The organism is Nonomuraea sp. NPDC048881 (assembly GCF_040649795.1).
Taxonomy (GTDB): domain Bacteria; phylum Actinomycetota; class Actinomycetes; order Streptosporangiales; family Streptosporangiaceae; genus Nonomuraea.
In genome coordinates this window covers 257,567-273,211 of record NZ_JBEZGC010000003.1, presented here as the reverse complement: position 1 = coordinate 273,211, position 15,645 = coordinate 257,567, and the positions used below count along the sequence as shown (strand labels likewise).

Sequence of the window (15,645 nt, the reverse complement as noted above, 5' to 3'; positions counted from 1 at the left end):
CCGGGCCGCCGCGTCAGCGGCGGCCCGGCCCTTTTCACTTCTCGTTTCTCAGTGTTCGTTGCCGGAGACGGCGGTCGTGGTGAGGCCGGAATGCCTGCGTAGGCGGGCGCTCCGGCCGGGACGGCTCACGTCGGGACGCCGGTCGCCCCCGCGGATCACGGGCGCCAGCCGGAGACGGCGGCTCACCAGGGGCGTGCCGCCGCTCAGCTTGGCCCGCAGCCGCGCGGGCGCCTCGGGGGCGCTGAGTTTCAGCGTCAACCGTGCCCCTCGGCGGGTCAGCCGCCGCCACAACGTGTGCCAATCGACCATCGTTCCGGCCAGCGCGCCCATCGCCAGCATCGCGACCACCGCGATGACCAGGACGGCCAGGACGATGAGGACGAAGACGATCACCAGGGAGCCGATCGTACCGAGGACTGTCAACATTGGGCGAAAAGTGCCCGCTCACCAGCGAATTATGCCAATTTTTTGGGATATATCGGCCTTACTCGGCGATCCCGGTGGACTGGTCCAGCCGTCCGGGCAGGAGGTCGAGCCGGCGCAGTATCACGCCCTCGCGCAGCGCCCACGGGCAGACCTCCAGCCGCTCCACCTCGAACAGGTCCATGGCCGCGTCGGCCACCAGCGCCCCGGCGGCCAGTTGCGCGGCCCGGCCCTCGGACACCCCGGACAGCTCGGCCCGCTCGGCGGAGCTCATGCCGGTCAGCCTGGCCGCCCAGGAGGCCATGTCGGCGCGGGAGAGCGCGCGCGAGACGTACGGGCCCTCGCTGGAGGCCGGCGCGCCGGCGATCCTGGCGAGCTGCTTGAAGGTCTTGGAGGTGGCCACGGCGCGGTCGGGCTCGCCGTACCTGGCCACGTCGCCGACCGTGCGGGCGATCTCCGTACGGACGTGCTTGCGCAGCTTGCGCACCTCCTCGGCGGAGGGCGGGTCGCCGGTGAACCAGTCGCGGGTCAGCCGCCCGGCGCCGAGCGGCAGCGACACCGCGACGTCGGGCTCCTCGTCCACCCCGGCGGCGATCTCCAGCGACCCGCCGCCGATGTCGAAGGCCAGCAGCCGCCCGGACGACCACCCGAACCACCGGCGCACCGCGAGGAACGTCAGCCGGGCCTCGTCGCGCCCGGACAGCACCGCGATGTGCACGCCGCAGCGCTCGTCGATCTCGGCGAGCACCTGCTCGCCGTTGGCCGACTCGCGCACGGCCGAGGTGGCGAAGGCCAGCAGGTCCTCCACCCCCTTGTCCTCGGCCAGGCGCACCGCCTCCTCGACGAACGCGCCGAGCCGTTCGATGCCCTCGGGCGCGAGCCGGTTGTCCGCGCCCAGGTACTGGGTGAGGCGCAGCTCTTCCTTGTGGGAGTAGGCGGGCATGGGCCGCGCGCCCCGGTGGGCGTCGACGACGAGTAAATGGACGGTGTTCGAGCCGATGTCCAGCACGCCTAGTCGCATGGGAAAACGCTACCGGTCTGCGGCTTTTCGGGCGAAGCCGGCTCTGCCCCCGGCCGAGCGGGGCGGCCCGGGCGGCCGTCGCCGGGCCGCCGCGCGCGCGTCGAACACGCCCGGCGGCCGGACCGGGCACACGGGCTTCCGCCGCGCGGCCATAGTCTGATCGCATGTCACGAACCCTGCGACTGCTGATCACCGGCGGCGGCACCGGCGGTCACACCTATCCGGCCCTGACGACCCTGTCGGCCGTCCAGCGACGTCAGGTGCCGCACGACGTGCTGTGGGTGGGCACGGAGAACGGCCTGGAGGCCCGGATCACGGCCGAGCACGGCATCCCGTTCAAGGCGATCACCACGGGCAAGCTGCGCCGCCGTCCGAACCTCAAGGAGCTCGGCACCAACATCGCCGACGTGTTCCGCATCCCCGTCGGGGTGTTCCAGGCGGTGGGGCACGCCGCCCGCTACCTGCCCGACGTGGTGCTGTCCACCGGCGGGTACGTGGCGGTGCCGATCGGCGTGGCGGCCAAGCTGATCCGCCGCCCGCTGGTCATGCACGAGCAGACGACCGTGGTGGGCCTGGCCAACCGCATCCTGGCCCGGCTGGCGACCCGGATCGCGCTGTCGCACGAGTCGTCGCTGGAGTACCTGCCGCCGTCGGCGCGGGCGAAGGCCGTGGTGACCGGCAACCCGGTGCGGCCGGAGCTGCTGCAGGGCAACCGGGCGGCGGCCTACGACCTGTTCGGGCTGACGTTCGAGGTGCCGCTGATCTACGTGACGGGCGGGGCGCAGGGCAGCAAGCAGATCAACACGCTGATCGCCGAGATCCTGCCGCGGTTGTTGCCGCACGCGCAGGTCGTCCACCAGTGCGGGCCGGCCTGGATCGACCAGATGCGGGCGGTGGAGGTGCCGCCCGGCCTGGCCGACCGTTACCACCCGGTGCCGTACGTGGGGACCGAGCTGCCCGACCTGTTCGCCGCGGCCGACGTGGTGATCTCGCGCAGCGGCGCGGGCACGGTGTCGGAGCTGACCGCGATCGGCAAGCCGTCGCTGCTGATCCCGCTGATCCCGACCGGGGGCGACGAGCAGCGCAAGAACGCCGGCTACCTGGTCTCGGCGGGGGCCGCGCGGGCGCTGCTGGAGCCGCGGCCGACGGCCGAGCAGCTGCTGGCCGAGCTGATGCCGATGCTGGCCGATCCAGGGCTGCGCGCGGCGATGGGGCAGGCGGCGGGCAAGCTGGGCCGCCTCGACGCCGCCGACGCCCTGTGCGACCTGCTCCTGGAGGCCGCCCACGGCGGCACCCACCCGCCGCACGCCGCCGGCTCCCCCGCGCCGCACGGCCAGGGCGGCCAGGCCGGTCAGGCCGGTCAGGGCTTCGGGGGGCAGGGCTTCGGAGTCCAGGGCGGTCAGGGTTCCGGGGGGCCCGGCTCCAGGTAGCGGAAGGCCTCGTGGGCGGAGCTGACGCTCCGCCTCAGCGCCTGGTCCAGGCGGTCGGCGTCCTCGGTCAGGCGGGTCAGCTCGTCCATCGCGCCGTCGCCCGCGCCGGTCTCGGCGACCAGCTCCTCGTACTCGTGCAGCCGCGCGCGCAGCTCGGCGATCTGCTGCCGGGCCCGGTAGGCGCGTTCGGCCTCGGCCACGTTGGCGGCGTACCGCTCCAGCGCCTCCACCCGGGCCACGACGGCCTGCTCGCTGCTGTCCAGCGCCCTGGTGAGGGGTTCGGCCACGGCCGCGACCTCGGGCGCGCTCTCCCCCGACAGGGTCTGCCGGTGCCGGGCGCGCAGGCCGGACAGCTTGGCCAGCAGGCGGGCGATCTCCCACTCCTGGGCGGGCAGCATCACCGCGTTGCGCACGTCGTCCAGCAGCCCTTCGAGGTTGACCCGCGACTGCGAGACCGTGGCGACCGCCCGCTGGGCCCGGCGCAGCAGCCTGCGGGAGGACTCGTCGAGGTCGTCCAGGAGCACGTACCGGCCCTCGTGCCGGACGGCCTGCGCGTGCACCCGGCGTTCGTGCTCGGCCTCCTCGCCCTCCGGCGTCTCGGTGCGGACGAACGTCACGATCATGAGCGGGATGGCGAGGAGCACGAGCAACAGCGGCCCCAGGGAGCGGCCGAGCCCTCCGGCGCCCAGCAGCAGGCCGAGGCAGACGGTCGCCCCGCAGACCGCGCCGAGCCGCCAGTACGGCGCGGCGGGCAGGCCGGGGCCGTCCGGGACCCAGCCCCTGCGCGTCCTGAGCAGCAGCCGCCGGTTGTCCCTGAGCAGCCGCGCGTCGGCCGGCGGCACGCCGGGATCGACGATGACGTCGGCCATGATGTCGGATCGGATGGGGATTCACCTCCTGCGAGGGCGGTTCCGCCCGGCCACCGGCATGTCAGCTCTCCAGGTACCGGAACGCCTCGTGGGCCGACCGCACGCTGCGCCGCAACACCTGCTCCAGGTGATCGGCGTCCTCGGCGAGCCGGTCGATCTCCGGGACGGCCAGCGCGTCGGCGCCGGTCTCGGCCAGCAGCTCCTCGTAGCGCGGCAGGCGGGCGCGCAGCTCCTCGATCTGGCCGCGGGCGTGGTAGGCGCGTTCGGCCTCGGCGACGTGCCCGGCGTAACGTTCCAGGGCCTCGACGCGGGCGATCATGGCGGCCTCGCTGGTGGCCAGGGCCCTGTCCAGCGGCTCGATCACGGCGGCCACCTCGGGGGCGACGCCCCTGGACACCAGGGCGGCGTGCTCGGCGCGTAAGGCCGACAGCTTGGCCAGCAGACGGGCGATCTCCCACTCCTGGGCGGGCAGCATGAGCGCGTTGCGGGCGCCGTCGAGCAGCCCCTCGGCGTTGACGTGCGAGCGCAGCACCGAACCGATGGCCCGCTGCGCCCTGGTCAGCACGTCCGCGGCGTCCCGGTCGAAGTCCTCGGGCAGCAGGTAGCGGTCCCGGTACGGGCGGGCCCGCTCGTACACCTCGCGGTCGCGCGACACGTCGTGCTCGGGCAGCTCGCTGATCGACGCGATCTTGACCAGGACGATGAAGACGAACGTGCCCAACAACGTGAACCCGGCGGCCGGGTGGGACAGGGCCAGCAGCACGGCCATGAGCGCGACCACCCCGGGCGTGGCGGCCAGCAGGGCGACGCTGGAGACGTTCCTGAACCGGCCCGGACGCGCGTCGGCCGGCGGCACCCAGCCCGACCGGATCCTGGACAGCAGCGCGGCGTTGGCCCGCAGCATCCCCGCGACCTCCGGAGGAACCTCCGGATCGACGACCACACCCACGCTCTGTCCCGGCACCTTGGCGCCCCCAACGCTCGCGATGCAGTGGATATTACGTATTTTTTCGCAAGGATGTCAGCCTCCGAAAGGTCAGGCCCGGAAACCGCCTGGTCCGTGCCCCCGTCGCTCTTCCCGTCGCTGGTCCCGTCACTGCCCCTGCGACGGTCAGAGCAGCGGACACGCAGGCGAAGGGGATGGCGGGCAGGACGTACCGGTGGTCGAAGTCGAGGGCCGCCACCGGGGCCAGCAGCAGGAAGGCCGCCGTCGCCCACGGCAGCAGGGCGGCCCGCCGGCGTCCGGCCGAGCCGAGGCCACCGGCCAGGAGCAGCACGCCGAAGACCGTGCCGTGCAGGAACCAGGGGTAGGGGTAGGCGGCCAGGATCGAGGCGTACGGCTCGACGGAGCTCATGCCGTGGATGCCGGGGTCGTACTCCGAGCGCACCTTCGCGACGAGGGCCTGCTGCTCGGGCAGCGGCCAGGAGCCGCGGGGGAAGGTGGTGGACGGGCTCATCCGCCGGGGGTGGGGCACCGGCGACCAGGTGAAGGCGAGTGAGGTGTCGCGGGCCACCTCGCGCAGGTAGTCCAGCGGCTGGGCGGCGATGGCGCGCAGGGCGAACGACCTGGCCAGGTCGTTGTGGGCGAACCGGTCGCCCGGGAGCCGGTTGAGCGAGGCGCCGGGGGCCCAGACGTACTCCGAGGCGGCGTCGGCGACGGTGCCGTTCGGGCAGAGCCGGGCCTCGGCGGGCGGCGGCTTGATGACTGAGCAGTCGGCGAAGGTCATGGTCCTGGCCCACAGGGCGACGCCGTCGGAGCCGCTGAGGGCGAAACGGCCGTGGTGCTGGGCGTACCAGCCGGCGTAGGCCGCCAGTGGCAGGGCGCCGGCCAGCAGCAGCGCGGCCACCCGCCGCCACGGCGCGCGGCGCAGCACCAGCCAGCCGGCCGCCAGGGCGAGCAGCGGCACGGCGGCCGTCCTGGTCAGCCCGGCCAGCGCGAGCAGCAGCCCCGCCACCGCCGCAGCCCGCGCCGACGGCACCCCGGGCCAGCCGCGCGGCGCGCCCGAGGGGGCGTGCCGCCACATCAGGACCACCAGCGCGGCGGTGATCAGGAAGATGACCTGGAGGTCCGACAGCACGGCGTGCTCCAGCCGGAGGAAGGCCGGGTCGAACAGCACCGGCACGGTCGCCAGGGCGGCCCCCCGGCCGGGCAGCGAACGGCGGCGCAGCAACGCGTAGATCATCACGCCGATCCCCAGGCCCATGGCGTGCTGCAGCCCGGCGACCAGCTCCACGCTGTGGAAGGGCCGCAGGGCCCACAGGAACCAGGAGTACCCGGCGGGGTGGAAGGCCGCCTGGGGCCGCAGGTGCACGGCGGTGTCCAGGTACGTGAAGGAGTCGTACCAGTAGAGCTGCGCCGTGTCGTACCCGAGCATGACCAGCACGCGCAGCGCGGCGGCGAGCGCCAGCACGCAGGCGAACAGCCCGTGGCCGCGCGGGCGGCGCGCGGCGGGCGCGAGCGGACGCGTCCCGGCCAGGGTGGCTGCCATGACCTTCTCCCCCGTAGCCGACCGGGCCGGCCCCGGTCGTAGGGGAGGCAGTCCAGCGGGACGCCGATAACCTGAGCGTCACCGGAATTGGTTACGCCCGCGTTATGCGGTCTGGTCCAGACTTGCGGCATTTATGATCTTCTTGGGGGCTACAAGTGCGGGTTTTGATCGCCGAGGACGAGCGCATGCTCGCCGACTCGATCGCCGAGGGGTTACGGGGCGAGGCGCTCGCCGTGGACGTCGCCTATGACGGGGAGGCGGCGCTGGAACGGCTCGGCGTGCACGACTACGACGTGCTCATCCTCGACAGGGACCTGCCGGGGGTGCACGGCGACGAGGTGTGCCGGACGGTGGTGGAGCAGGACCGGCTGGTCAGGGTGCTCATGCTGACGGCGTCCGGCGACGTGCGCTCGCGGGTGTCGGGGTTGTCGCTGGGGGCCGACGACTACCTGCCCAAGCCGTTCGCGTTCGAGGAGCTGGTGGCGCGGGTGCACGCGCTCGGGCGGCGCGCCCGCCGGGCCGACCCGCCGATGCTGGAGCGGGCGGGCGTGCGGCTGGACTGGGCGCACCGGCAGGTGTTCCGCGACGGCGTGTACGTCCCGCTGGCCCGCAAGGAGTTCGGCGTGCTGGCCGAGCTGCTGCGCGCCCAGGGCGCGGTGGTCTCGGCCGAGGACCTGCTGGAGAAGGTCTGGGACGAGCACATCGACCCGTTCACCAACACCGTGCGGACCACGATGATGAAGCTGCGCAAGAAGCTCGGCGAGCCGCAGGTGATCGAGACCGTCCCCGGATCGGGGTACCGCATCCCATGACCGTGCGCATGCGTTTCGCCCTGGCCTGCGCCGGGGTGTTCCTCTTCCTCGGCGCCCTGACGGTGACCGGGGTGTACTTCGTCGTCCGGTCGCAGCTGGAGTTCCGGGCGGACCTGATCAGGCCCGACTTCCCCCGGGAGTACTCCTACGGCGACTCCTACCAGTCCGCCTACCGCAACGCGATGCGGGTGCGCGCGGCCTACCAGCGCGAGACGCTGAGCGGCGTGCGCACGGTGGGCGGGCTCATCGTGCTGGCCGCCACGGCCGGGGCGTTCGGGGTCGGCTGGCGGGCGGCGGGCTGGGTGCTGCGGCCGGTCAAGGCGGTGACCGAGACCGCCCGCCGGGTCGCCCAGAGCCACGACCTGACCGAGCGCATCGCCTACGAGGGCCCGCGCGACGAGGTCAAGGAGCTCACCGAGATCTACGACACCATGCTCGGCCGGCTGGCCCGCTCGTTCGACGGGCAGCGCCGGTTCGTCGCCAACGCCTCGCACGAGCTGCGCACCCCGCTGACGATCAACCGCACCCTGGTGGACGTCGCCGTCCGCCGCCCCGACGCCACCGACGACGTCAAGCGGCTCGGCGAGTCGCTGCTGCTGGTCAACGCCCGGCACGAGCGCCTCATCGACGGCCTGCTGGCTCTGGCCGAGGGCGAGCAGGCGGTGCTGGACCGGCGGCCCTTCGACCTGACCGACGTCGCCGAGCACGTGCTCGACCAGGCCGGCGAGGAGGCGGCCGAGCGGGACGTGACGATCCACCGGCTGCTGGACTCGGCGCCGACGACGGGCGAGGCGGTGCTGGTCGAGCGGCTGGTGCAGAACCTGGTGGAGAACGCGATCCGGCACAACCAGCCCAAGGGCGAGGTGTGGGTGACGACGCGGCGGCGGGCCGAGCAGGTCGAGCTGGTGGTGGCCAACACCGGGCTGCACGTGCCGCCGTACGAGATCGAGACGATCTTCCAGCCGTTCCGGCGGCTGCACGGCGACCGGCTGCGCTCGGAGCGGGGCAGCGGGCTCGGCCTGTCGATCGTGCGGGTCATCGCCGAGGCCCACGAGGGCACGGTCACCGCCAGGCCGCGCGACGAGGGCGGCCTGACGATCACCGTGGAGCTGCCGGTGGACCGGTCCGCGCCCTGACGGCCCTCACGGGGCCGTGGGTGGACCGGTCCGCGCCCTGACATCCGGCGTGCCGCCGACGGTGGATCAGTCGCCGCCCTGGCGGATCTGCCAGAGTTCCTCCTCCGGCACGCCCGCCTTGACCAGTTGCTCCCAGGTCGCCACGCGCTCGGTCGGGTCGGCCAGCACCAGGCCGAGCAGCGGGCGCAGCTCGGCGTGGTCCGCGCCGTCCTCGCGCCACAACGCGCCCAGCGCCCGGTGCACCGCCGGGGACCGCACGGCCGCCGTCTCCACCAGCTCCCGCAGAACGGCCACCCGGTCGTGGAAGCGCAGCGCGCGCCCCTCCCCCACGGCCAGCATCAGCAGGTCGAGCAGCCTGCGGTGGCGGGGCGCGTGCCCGGTGGCGGCGGCGACGATCGCGTCGCCCATGGCGGTGCCCTCGCCGCCGCCGAGGATCACCTCCTCCTGGCCCCGCCCGACGACGCGGTGCGCCGACAGGGCGTTGACCAGGCCCGTCCAGCCCTCGTGCCCGAGCTGGCCCTTCCACAGGTGGCCGAAGGACGCCCAGCGGCCCAGCGGGTCGGGCCCGCCCAGGAGGTGCGAGACGGGCACGGGCTCCGGCGAGGCGGCCACGATGAGCAGCGCCAGGTTGGCCGAGTAGGCGGCCAGGCGGCGGGTGACGGGATGGCGCACCGGCTCGAAGCCGGTGAAGCAGCGGCGGCGGCGCTCGTACAGGGACCGGCGCAGCAGCCCGGCCAGGTGGGTCACGCACCGGGCGCGTACGGCCGCCGGCACCTCGTCCAGCAGCTCCAGGATGAACCCGACCGTCGGGCCGCGCTCGGCCAGGCAGGAGAACGACGTGACCGCGTACAGCAGGTCGTCGTCCACGCTTTGGGCCAGGGCCAGTGGCTCGTCCCCGGCCAGGCGGCGGCGCCGGTCGAGGTCGCGCAGCGCGTACACGGTCAGCCAGGCCGTCAGGAACTCGCCGAAGGTGGAGTGGAGGAAGGAGTGGCCGTCGCGGCGGATGAAGAAGAAGCGCTCGGTGGCCCGGCGGGCCCAGTCGACGGGCGGGCGCGGCTCGTCGGGCTCGTCCTCGCCGCCTTCGCACAGGGCGGGCAGGTCGCGGGCGAGGTCCTCCTCGGTGATGACCTGCCGGCCGCGGGCGAGCATGGAAAGGGCGACCGTGCCGAGCAGGACGAGCTCGCTGTCGATCACCACCCGCTGCGGGGTGGCGGTCTCGCGCTCGGTGAAGTCGCGCAGCAGCACCTCGTACAGGCGGGCGCGGCCGATCGGGCGGTGCTCGCGCTGCAGGGCGTTGCCGCCGGCGTCGTAGAGCGCGAGCAGCAGCAGGAGCAGCGGCTGCCGGGCCATCTCGCCCTGGGCCAGCGCGGTCGCCGCGGGCAGGGGCTTCAGGTCGCGCCGGGCCAGCAGGGCACGGTTGGCCTGGTCCCAGATGTCGAGCCACTGGCGCACCTGGTCGTCCTCGAACGGCTGGAGCTGCAGCGCCAGCAGCCCGTCGGGGAACCTGATGCGGTCGGCCACCACGGTCCGACTGGTCACGATCACCACGACGGGCCGCCCCAGCGCGGCCTCGCGGCGCTGGAACTCCTGCAGGTGCCCGAGGTAGTCGTAGCGGTTGACGCCGCCCTGCAGCAGCTCGTCGAAACCGTCGAGCAGGATCACCGGCAGCGCGCCGTCGCCCGCGGCGACCAGGTCGGCGTAGGCGACCTCCTCCTCCAGCACGGCGGCGACGGCCTGCTCGATCTGCTCGGCGACCGGCGCGCGCGGCGAGACGCGCGGCAGCTCCACCCTGATCGGCAGGAACTCCGACCTGGCCAGGCGGGCGCCGAGCACCTCGGTCAGCTTGGACTTGCCCGCGCCGGGCTCGCCGAGCACCAGCAGGGGCGCCTGGGTGGCGCGCAGCGAGGTGAGGTGGCCGACGAGGAACGCCTCGGCGTCGGGCAGCAGGCGCTGGTCCCGCCACCAGCCCACGGAGGAGGGGTCGGACTCGCGGGTCAGCTCGGCGACCCGGCAGCGCGGGCTGAGGTAGCCCTCGCCGAGCAGCGGGAGCGAGACGTCCTCGGGCAGCTTGCCGGCGGCCAGCAGGGGACGGTCGAGCGCGTTCGCCGCCATCCTGACCCGGTGGATCATGGGACGGTCGCCGACCCGCGGCGGGGCCAGCTCGGCCAGCAGCCAGGCCACCCGCGACAGGCCGGTGCCCGGCGTCTGGCGGTCGGTGACCAGGCTGCGCACGCCGAACTCGTGGCTGTCCAGGGACAGCGAGCGGAAGTCCTCGTCGTAGATGCGCAGGGCGTGCGCGGGCGGGCCCTCGGCCAGCATCCGGGGTAACAGGAGCTGGTCGTCGACGGGCAGCTCGTCCCACACGCTGAGGCCGCCGACGAACCCGGCCATCGCCTCCGACATGCGCAGGTGGGCGCGTTCGACGGCCTGGCGGGTCTCGGCGAAGGGCACGTGCGGCTCGGGAGTGGGCAGGCGTTCCATGAGCAGACCGGCCACCAGGCGGGCGAAGCGCTCGGGGGTGGGCACGCCGTGCGAGATCTTGTCGGCCCGGTCGAGCCGCTCCAGGGTGAAGGGCAGCTTGGCCTCGCCCAGCGCCTCGAACCAGGCCGAGACGACGATCACGGCGTGCGCGGCGGCCAGGCGCTGGGTGCGGGTGTAACGGTCCACGCCGCCCTTCAGCTCGGGCATCCTGCGGATGACCTCCTCGCCGTAGCGCACGACGTCGGAACGCAGGTCGGCCAGGCCCATGGTGAGCAGACCGCCCCCGGCCAGCGCCCACCCCGTGCGGGCGGCGGCCGCGGCGAAGCCGACCACCTTGACGAGCCTGCCCTCCTTGCAGCCGAGCACCCTCAGGGCGTCGGCGTAACTCGGGGTCTCGATCATCAGCCTTCTCTCCGGGACCGGGAGGTCCCATCATGCGCCGGGAGGCGCCCCCGGCGCTGCCCGGACGCCCGCTCCGCTATGGGCCTTTCACCGCGTCGGCGATCTCCGGCAGCACGCCGGGGTCCTCGATGGTGGACGGCGTGGCGTACGGCCGGCCGTCGGCGATGTCGCGCATCGTGGCGCGCAGGATCTTGCCCGAGCGCGTCTTGGGCAGCCGGGCGACCACCACGGCCCGGCGGAAGGCGGCGACCGGCCCGACGCGCTCGCGCACCAGGGCGGTCAGCTCGCGCTCGACGTCGGCCGGGTCGCGGTCGGAGCCGGACTTGAGCACCACGAACCCGACCGGGAGCTGCCCCTTCAGCGCGTCGGCCACCCCGATCACCGCGCACTCGGCGACGTCGGGATGGGCGGCGATCACCTCCTCCATCGCGCCCGTGGACAGGCGGTGGCCGGCCACGTTGATCACGTCGTCGATGCGGCCCATGACGTAGAGGTAGCCGTCGGCGTCGATGTGGCCGCCGTCGCCGGTCAGGTAGTGGCCGGGGTAGCGGGACAGGTAGGAGGCCCGGAAGCGCTCCTCGTCGCGGTAGAGGGTGGGCAGGCAGCCGGGCGGCAGCGGCAGCCGGACGGTGACCGCGCCCTCCACCCCGGGTGGGCACTCGCGGCCCTCGGCGTCGAGCACGCGCACGTCGTAGCCGGGGACGGGTTTCGTCGGCGAGCCCGGCTTGATCGGCAGGGTCTCGATGCCGACGCAGTTGGCCGCGACGGGCCAGCCGGTCTCGGTCTGCCACCAGTGGTCGATGACGGGGACGCCGAGCAGGTCGCTCGCCCAGTGGTAGGTGTCGGGGTCGAGGCGCTCACCGGCGAGGAAGAGATGCCGCAGCCCGGACAGGTCCCATTTTTTCGCGAAATTGCCGGTGGGATCTTCCTTCTTGATGGCCCTGATCGCGGTGGGCGCGGTGAACAGCGTGCGCACCCCGTGCTGGGCGGTCACCCGCCAGAACGCGCCGGGGTCGGGCGTGCCGACGGGCTTGCCCTCGTACAGGACGGTCGTGCAGCCGGTCAGCAGCGGCGCGTAGACGATGTAGGAGTGGCCGACGACCCAGCCGACGTCGGAGGCGGCCCAGAAGACCTCGCCGGGGGCGGCGCCGTAGACGTTGGTCATGCTCCAGCGCAGGGCGACCGCGTGGCCGCCGTTGTCGCGCACCACGCCCTTGGGCAGGCCGGTGGTGCCGGAGGTGTAGAGCACGTAGAGCGGGTCGGTGGCGGCCACGCTGACGCACCCGGCGGGCTCGGCGGCGCGCACGGACTCGTGCCAGTCGAGGTCGCGGCCCGGCGTCAGCTCGGCGGGGCCCTGCGGGCGCTGCAGGATCACGCAGTGGGCGGGCCGGTGGGCGGCCTGGTCGAGGGCGGCGTCGAGCAGCGGCTTGTAGGCCACGACCCGGGCCGGCTCGATGCCGCAGGAGGCCGCGAGCACCACCTTGGGCTCGGCGTGCTCGATGCGCAGGGCCAGCTCCCTGGCCGCGAAGCCGCCGAACACCACCGAGTGCACCGCGCCGAGCCGCGCGCAGGCCAGCATCGCGACGACCGCCTCGGGCACCATCGGCATGTAGATCACGACGGTGTCGCCGGCCGTCACGCCGAGCGCCTTCAGCATGCCCGCCGTCCGCGCCACCTCGTCGAGCAGCTCGGCGTAGGTGATCGTGCGGACGGCGCCGGTGACCGGGCTGTCGTGGATCAGCGCCGCCTGCTCGCCGCGGCCGGCCGCGACGTGCCGGTCGAGCGCGTTGTGGCAGGTGTTGAGCCGTCCGTCGGGGAACCACCGGCTCCCGTCGCTGACGACGGCGGGCGCGACGTCCCAGTCGATGTCGCGCGCCGCCTGCGCCCAGAACTCCTCCGGGCGCTGGATGCTCCGCCGGTAAGCCTCGTCATAGCCGCCCACTTTTCGATCAGACCAGCCGCCGGCCCCCGAACGCAAGCCCCGTGGGAGGGTGTCCGGATGAATGACGATCTCATCCTGTCCGTCGTGACCGGCTCGCGGGCGTACGGGCTGGAGACCGCGGCGTCCGACACCGACCGGCGCGGCGTGTTCGTGGCCCCCACCGCGGACTTCTGGCGGCTGTCCAAGCCGCCCACGCACCGCGACGGGCCGCTGCCCGAGCAGTTCTCGTGGGAGGTGGAGCGCTTCTGCGTGCTGGCGCTGGAGGCCAACCCGACGGTGCTGGAGTGCCTGTGGTCGCCGATCGTGGAGGTGGAGACCCCGGCCGGGCGGCGGCTGCGCGAGCTGCGCGGGGCGTTCGTGTCGCGGCGGGCGCGGCAGACGTTCGCCGGGTACGCCGTCGACCAGTTCCGGCGGCTCGACCCCGCGGCGCCCAAGTGGAAGCAGGCCATGCACATGCTGCGGCTGCTGCTCAGCGGCCTGCACCTGATGCGGCACGGCGAGCCGCTGGTCGATGTCGGGACGCACCGCGAACGGCTGCTGGCGGTCCGGCGCGGCGAGGTCCCGTGGGCCGAGGTGGACGCCTGGCGGGCCGCGCTGGCGGCGGAGCTGGCCGCCGCGCCCTGTGTCCTGCCGGAGCGGCCGGACCGCGAACGCGTGGAGGACTTCCTGGTGGGCGTGCGGAAGGAGCACCTGTGAACACGCTGCCGTCCGGGCTGCCGTCCGGGCTGCCGTCCGGGCTGCCGTCGTGGCTGCCTGAGGTCCCCGGCGAGCAGCCGTACCCGGTGGCGTTCGCCACGGTGAGCGGCGCCCATCTGTACGGGTTCCCGTCCGTGGACTCCGACGTGGACCTGCGCGGCGTGCACGTGCTGCCGGTCGAGGAGGTGGCCGGGCTGCGCACCGGGCCGCAGACGCTGGACCGGACGTGGACGCGCGAGGGCGTCGAGGTGGACCTGGTCACGCACGACCTGGTCAAGTTCTGCCGCCTGCTGCTCGGCCGCAACGGCTACGTGCTCGAACAGCTCCTGTCGCCGCTGGTGGTGACGTCCTCGCCGGTGCACGAGGAGCTGGTGGCGCTGGCGGCCGGGTGCGTGACGCGGCACCACGCCCACCACTACCTGGGGTTCGCGCGTACGCAGTGGCGGTTGTTCGGGCGTACGGGCGAGCTGAAGCCGCTGCTGTACACCTTCCGCGTGCTGGCGACGGGCACCCACCTCATGCGCACCGGGGAGCTGGAGGCCGACCTGACGCGGCTGCTGCCGTACGGGCCGCCGTACCTGCCGGAGCTGGTGGCGGCCAAGCGGGAGGCCGAGCACGGCGCGGCGCCGCAGGTGGCGGGCGTGGCCGAGGACGTGGCGCGGATGACGGCCGCGCTGGAGGCGGCGCGCGAGGGCTCGGCGCTGCCCGAGCGGGCCACCGCGGACGACGCCCTGCACGACCTGGCCGTGCGGGCGCGCCTGGCGTCCCGTCCCTGACGGGGTGCGGCCGGTCAGGGACGGGACAGGGCGTCAGGCGGCGCCGGGGTCGGCCGACAGGACGAGCCGGACCGAGACGTTCTCGTACCCGGCGCGTTCGAACGCCCGCGCCATCGGGACGTTGCCCGCGTCGGTGTCGGCCATGATGCCCGGCACGCCGCGCTCGGCGTGGAAGCGGGTGATCTCGCCGAGCAGCTCGTCGACGTAGCCGCGGCCGCGGTGCGCGGGCACCACGCCGAGGTAGCCGACCACGGGCCCGGCGTCGTTGGCGGAGGGCAGCGCGACGCCGACCAGGTCGCCGCTCTTGTCGTGGGCCAGCCGCCACCAGGACCGCTCGCCCCGCATCGAGCGGTTGTCGCGGACGTCCTCGCGGGCCTGTTCCACGGGGTCCATGGTCATCAGGGCCTGGCGGGTGTGGAAGTCGAGGGTGCCCTCGGCGACCTGGCGGAAGGCGTCCACGAACACCTCGTCGTCGTCATCGCCGCGGAAGACCAGCCGGTCGGACGGCTCGGGCACCGGCGAGCCGGGCGTCCAGGCGTAGCGCAGGCGTTCCAGCTCCTCGGTCAGCCCGGCACGGCCGGCGGCCTCCCAGCGCCAGGCGATGGCCGCCGACGCCTTCGGGTCCTCGCGCCAGCCGTTGGAGACGAAGACGTGGTACTCCGGCGTCCGGCCGAACGCGGCGTGCGCGTGGCGCAGCAGCTCGGCGGCCAGCCCCACACGGTCCTCGACCGAGGGGTGGACGTAGACGCAGTCGAGGGCGAGCGGTCGCTCCTCGCCGGCGAAGCCCCACCAGACGGCGCGGGCCAGGATCTCGCCGTTCTCCTCGGCGAGCCAGATGCGGTCGTAGCGGTAGTTGCGGCTCTCCAGGAAGGAGAGCAGCCGGTCGGGATGGGCCCAGCTGATGGATTCGTCGACGACGCAGCCGAGCAGGCGGTCGAGGTCAGCCTCGGCCGCGGGACGGAAAAGCACAGTTCCTCCGAGAAATGAAAATCACACTTACACTGCCAAACATCTCAGTGCCTCCCTTCTCCCGACATTTCGCAGCACTCTAGCCCAGCTTGCCGTCGCCTGCCCGCCGTTTTCCCGGACGTGATCTTCCCCTCGTGGCCGGAGGACGACGTGAGTACGCTGGACCGCGTCCAGTTTCCGGCGTTTCGCGATCCGGCGG

13 protein-coding genes are annotated in these 15,645 nt (G+C 73.8%); 5 read left to right on the top strand and 8 right to left on the bottom strand.

All coding sequences use genetic code 11. The annotated features are described in order from the left end of the window. Window positions 1–48: 48 nt before the first annotated feature. Both AB0C33_RS12110 and AB0C33_RS12105 read right to left on the bottom strand, forming a co-directional pair. Window positions 49–426: a hypothetical protein gene (locus tag AB0C33_RS12110; RefSeq protein ID WP_358286445.1), complete on the bottom strand. Its 378-nt coding sequence runs from the start codon at window positions 424–426 to the stop codon at window positions 49–51. A 58-nt stretch (window positions 427–484) separates the two neighbouring features. Then, on the bottom strand, window positions 485–1,444 hold the full coding sequence (locus tag AB0C33_RS12105) for a Ppx/GppA phosphatase family protein (protein WP_358286443.1): 960 nt from the start codon (window positions 1,442–1,444) through the stop codon (window positions 485–487). Window positions 1,445–1,608: 164 nt separating this feature from the next. Between AB0C33_RS12105 and AB0C33_RS12100 the strand changes: the two genes are divergently transcribed. Then, entirely contained in the window at window positions 1,609–2,874 is a 1,266-nt protein-coding gene (locus AB0C33_RS12100) for a UDP-N-acetylglucosamine--N-acetylmuramyl-(pentapeptide) pyrophosphoryl-undecaprenol N-acetylglucosamine transferase (protein WP_358286441.1), read from the top strand. Here the strand turns inward: AB0C33_RS12100 and AB0C33_RS12095 are convergent. The 3 genes from AB0C33_RS12095 to AB0C33_RS12085 all read right to left on the bottom strand — a co-directional run bounded on the left by AB0C33_RS12095 (window position 2,844) and on the right by AB0C33_RS12085 (window position 6,232). Continuing rightward, window positions 2,844–3,743 (bottom strand): hypothetical protein, encoded by a 900-nt coding sequence (locus AB0C33_RS12095; RefSeq protein ID WP_358286439.1) that lies wholly within the window; start codon window positions 3,741–3,743, stop codon window positions 2,844–2,846. The genes AB0C33_RS12100 and AB0C33_RS12095 overlap by 31 nt on opposite strands. Before the next feature lie 61 nt (window positions 3,744–3,804). Next, window positions 3,805–4,692 (bottom strand): hypothetical protein, encoded by an 888-nt coding sequence (locus tag AB0C33_RS12090; RefSeq protein WP_358286437.1) that lies wholly within the window; start codon window positions 4,690–4,692, stop codon window positions 3,805–3,807. Between the two features lie 49 nt (window positions 4,693–4,741). Further along, window positions 4,742–6,232, bottom strand: coding sequence for a hypothetical protein (locus AB0C33_RS12085; protein WP_358286435.1), 1,491 nt, complete (start codon window positions 6,230–6,232; stop codon window positions 4,742–4,744). A 155-nt stretch (window positions 6,233–6,387) separates the two neighbouring features. Between AB0C33_RS12085 and AB0C33_RS12080 the strand changes: the two genes are divergently transcribed. Next, window positions 6,388–7,044, top strand: a complete 657-nt coding sequence (locus AB0C33_RS12080; RefSeq protein WP_352325242.1) for a response regulator transcription factor — start codon at window positions 6,388–6,390, stop codon at window positions 7,042–7,044. Continuing rightward, the gene (locus AB0C33_RS12075; protein ID WP_358286433.1) at window positions 7,041–8,180 is read left to right on the top strand and encodes a HAMP domain-containing sensor histidine kinase; all 1,140 of its coding nucleotides are present in this window, start codon (window positions 7,041–7,043) and stop codon (window positions 8,178–8,180) included. The genes AB0C33_RS12080 and AB0C33_RS12075 overlap by 4 nt, the downstream gene beginning before the upstream one ends. Before the next feature lie 66 nt (window positions 8,181–8,246). Here the strand turns inward: AB0C33_RS12075 and AB0C33_RS12070 are convergent, their stop codons facing one another. Next, complete coding sequence (locus AB0C33_RS12070; RefSeq protein ID WP_358286432.1) at window positions 8,247–11,063, bottom strand: hypothetical protein; 2,817 nt, start codon at window positions 11,061–11,063, stop codon at window positions 8,247–8,249. A gap of 76 nt (window positions 11,064–11,139) precedes the next feature. Beyond that, window positions 11,140–13,005, bottom strand: coding sequence for a propionyl-CoA synthetase (locus AB0C33_RS12065; protein ID WP_358286430.1), 1,866 nt, complete (start codon window positions 13,003–13,005; stop codon window positions 11,140–11,142). Window positions 13,006–13,062: 57 nt separating this feature from the next. On the opposite strand from AB0C33_RS12065, the gene AB0C33_RS12060 reads away from it, so the two are divergent. Together AB0C33_RS12060 and AB0C33_RS12055 are read left to right on the top strand one after the other, a co-directional pair. Further along, on the top strand, window positions 13,063–13,701 hold the full coding sequence (locus tag AB0C33_RS12060) for a nucleotidyltransferase domain-containing protein (protein ID WP_358286428.1): 639 nt from the start codon (window positions 13,063–13,065) through the stop codon (window positions 13,699–13,701). Then, a complete protein-coding gene (locus AB0C33_RS12055) occupies window positions 13,698–14,477 on the top strand; it encodes a nucleotidyltransferase domain-containing protein (protein ID WP_358286426.1) in 780 nt (259 codons plus the stop codon). The genes AB0C33_RS12060 and AB0C33_RS12055 overlap by 4 nt, the downstream gene beginning before the upstream one ends. 33 nt (window positions 14,478–14,510) lie before the next feature. On the opposite strand, the gene AB0C33_RS12050 is transcribed toward AB0C33_RS12055, so the two are convergent. After that, entirely contained in the window at window positions 14,511–15,446 is a 936-nt protein-coding gene (locus AB0C33_RS12050; protein WP_358286424.1) for a GNAT family N-acetyltransferase, read from the bottom strand. Between the last annotated feature and the right edge of the window lie 199 nt (window positions 15,447–15,645).

Coding starts and splice junctions, on each gene's coding strand:
- AB0C33_RS12070 (WP_358286432.1), bottom strand. CDS start 11,063: ATGATCGAGACCCCGAGTTACGCCGACGCCCTGAGGGTGCTCGGCTGC.
- AB0C33_RS12105 (WP_358286443.1), bottom strand. CDS start 1,444: ATGCGACTAGGCGTGCTGGACATCGGCTCGAACACCGTCCATTTACTC.
- AB0C33_RS12095 (WP_358286439.1), bottom strand. CDS start 3,743: ATGGCCGACGTCATCGTCGATCCCGGCGTGCCGCCGGCCGACGCGCGG.
- AB0C33_RS12110 (WP_358286445.1), bottom strand. CDS start 426: ATGTTGACAGTCCTCGGTACGATCGGCTCCCTGGTGATCGTCTTCGTC.
- AB0C33_RS12100 (WP_358286441.1), top strand. CDS start 1,609: ATGTCACGAACCCTGCGACTGCTGATCACCGGCGGCGGCACCGGCGGT.
- AB0C33_RS12085 (WP_358286435.1), bottom strand. CDS start 6,232: ATGGCAGCCACCCTGGCCGGGACGCGTCCGCTCGCGCCCGCCGCGCGC.
- AB0C33_RS12075 (WP_358286433.1), top strand. CDS start 7,041: ATGACCGTGCGCATGCGTTTCGCCCTGGCCTGCGCCGGGGTGTTCCTC.
- AB0C33_RS12060 (WP_358286428.1), top strand. CDS start 13,063: ATGAATGACGATCTCATCCTGTCCGTCGTGACCGGCTCGCGGGCGTAC.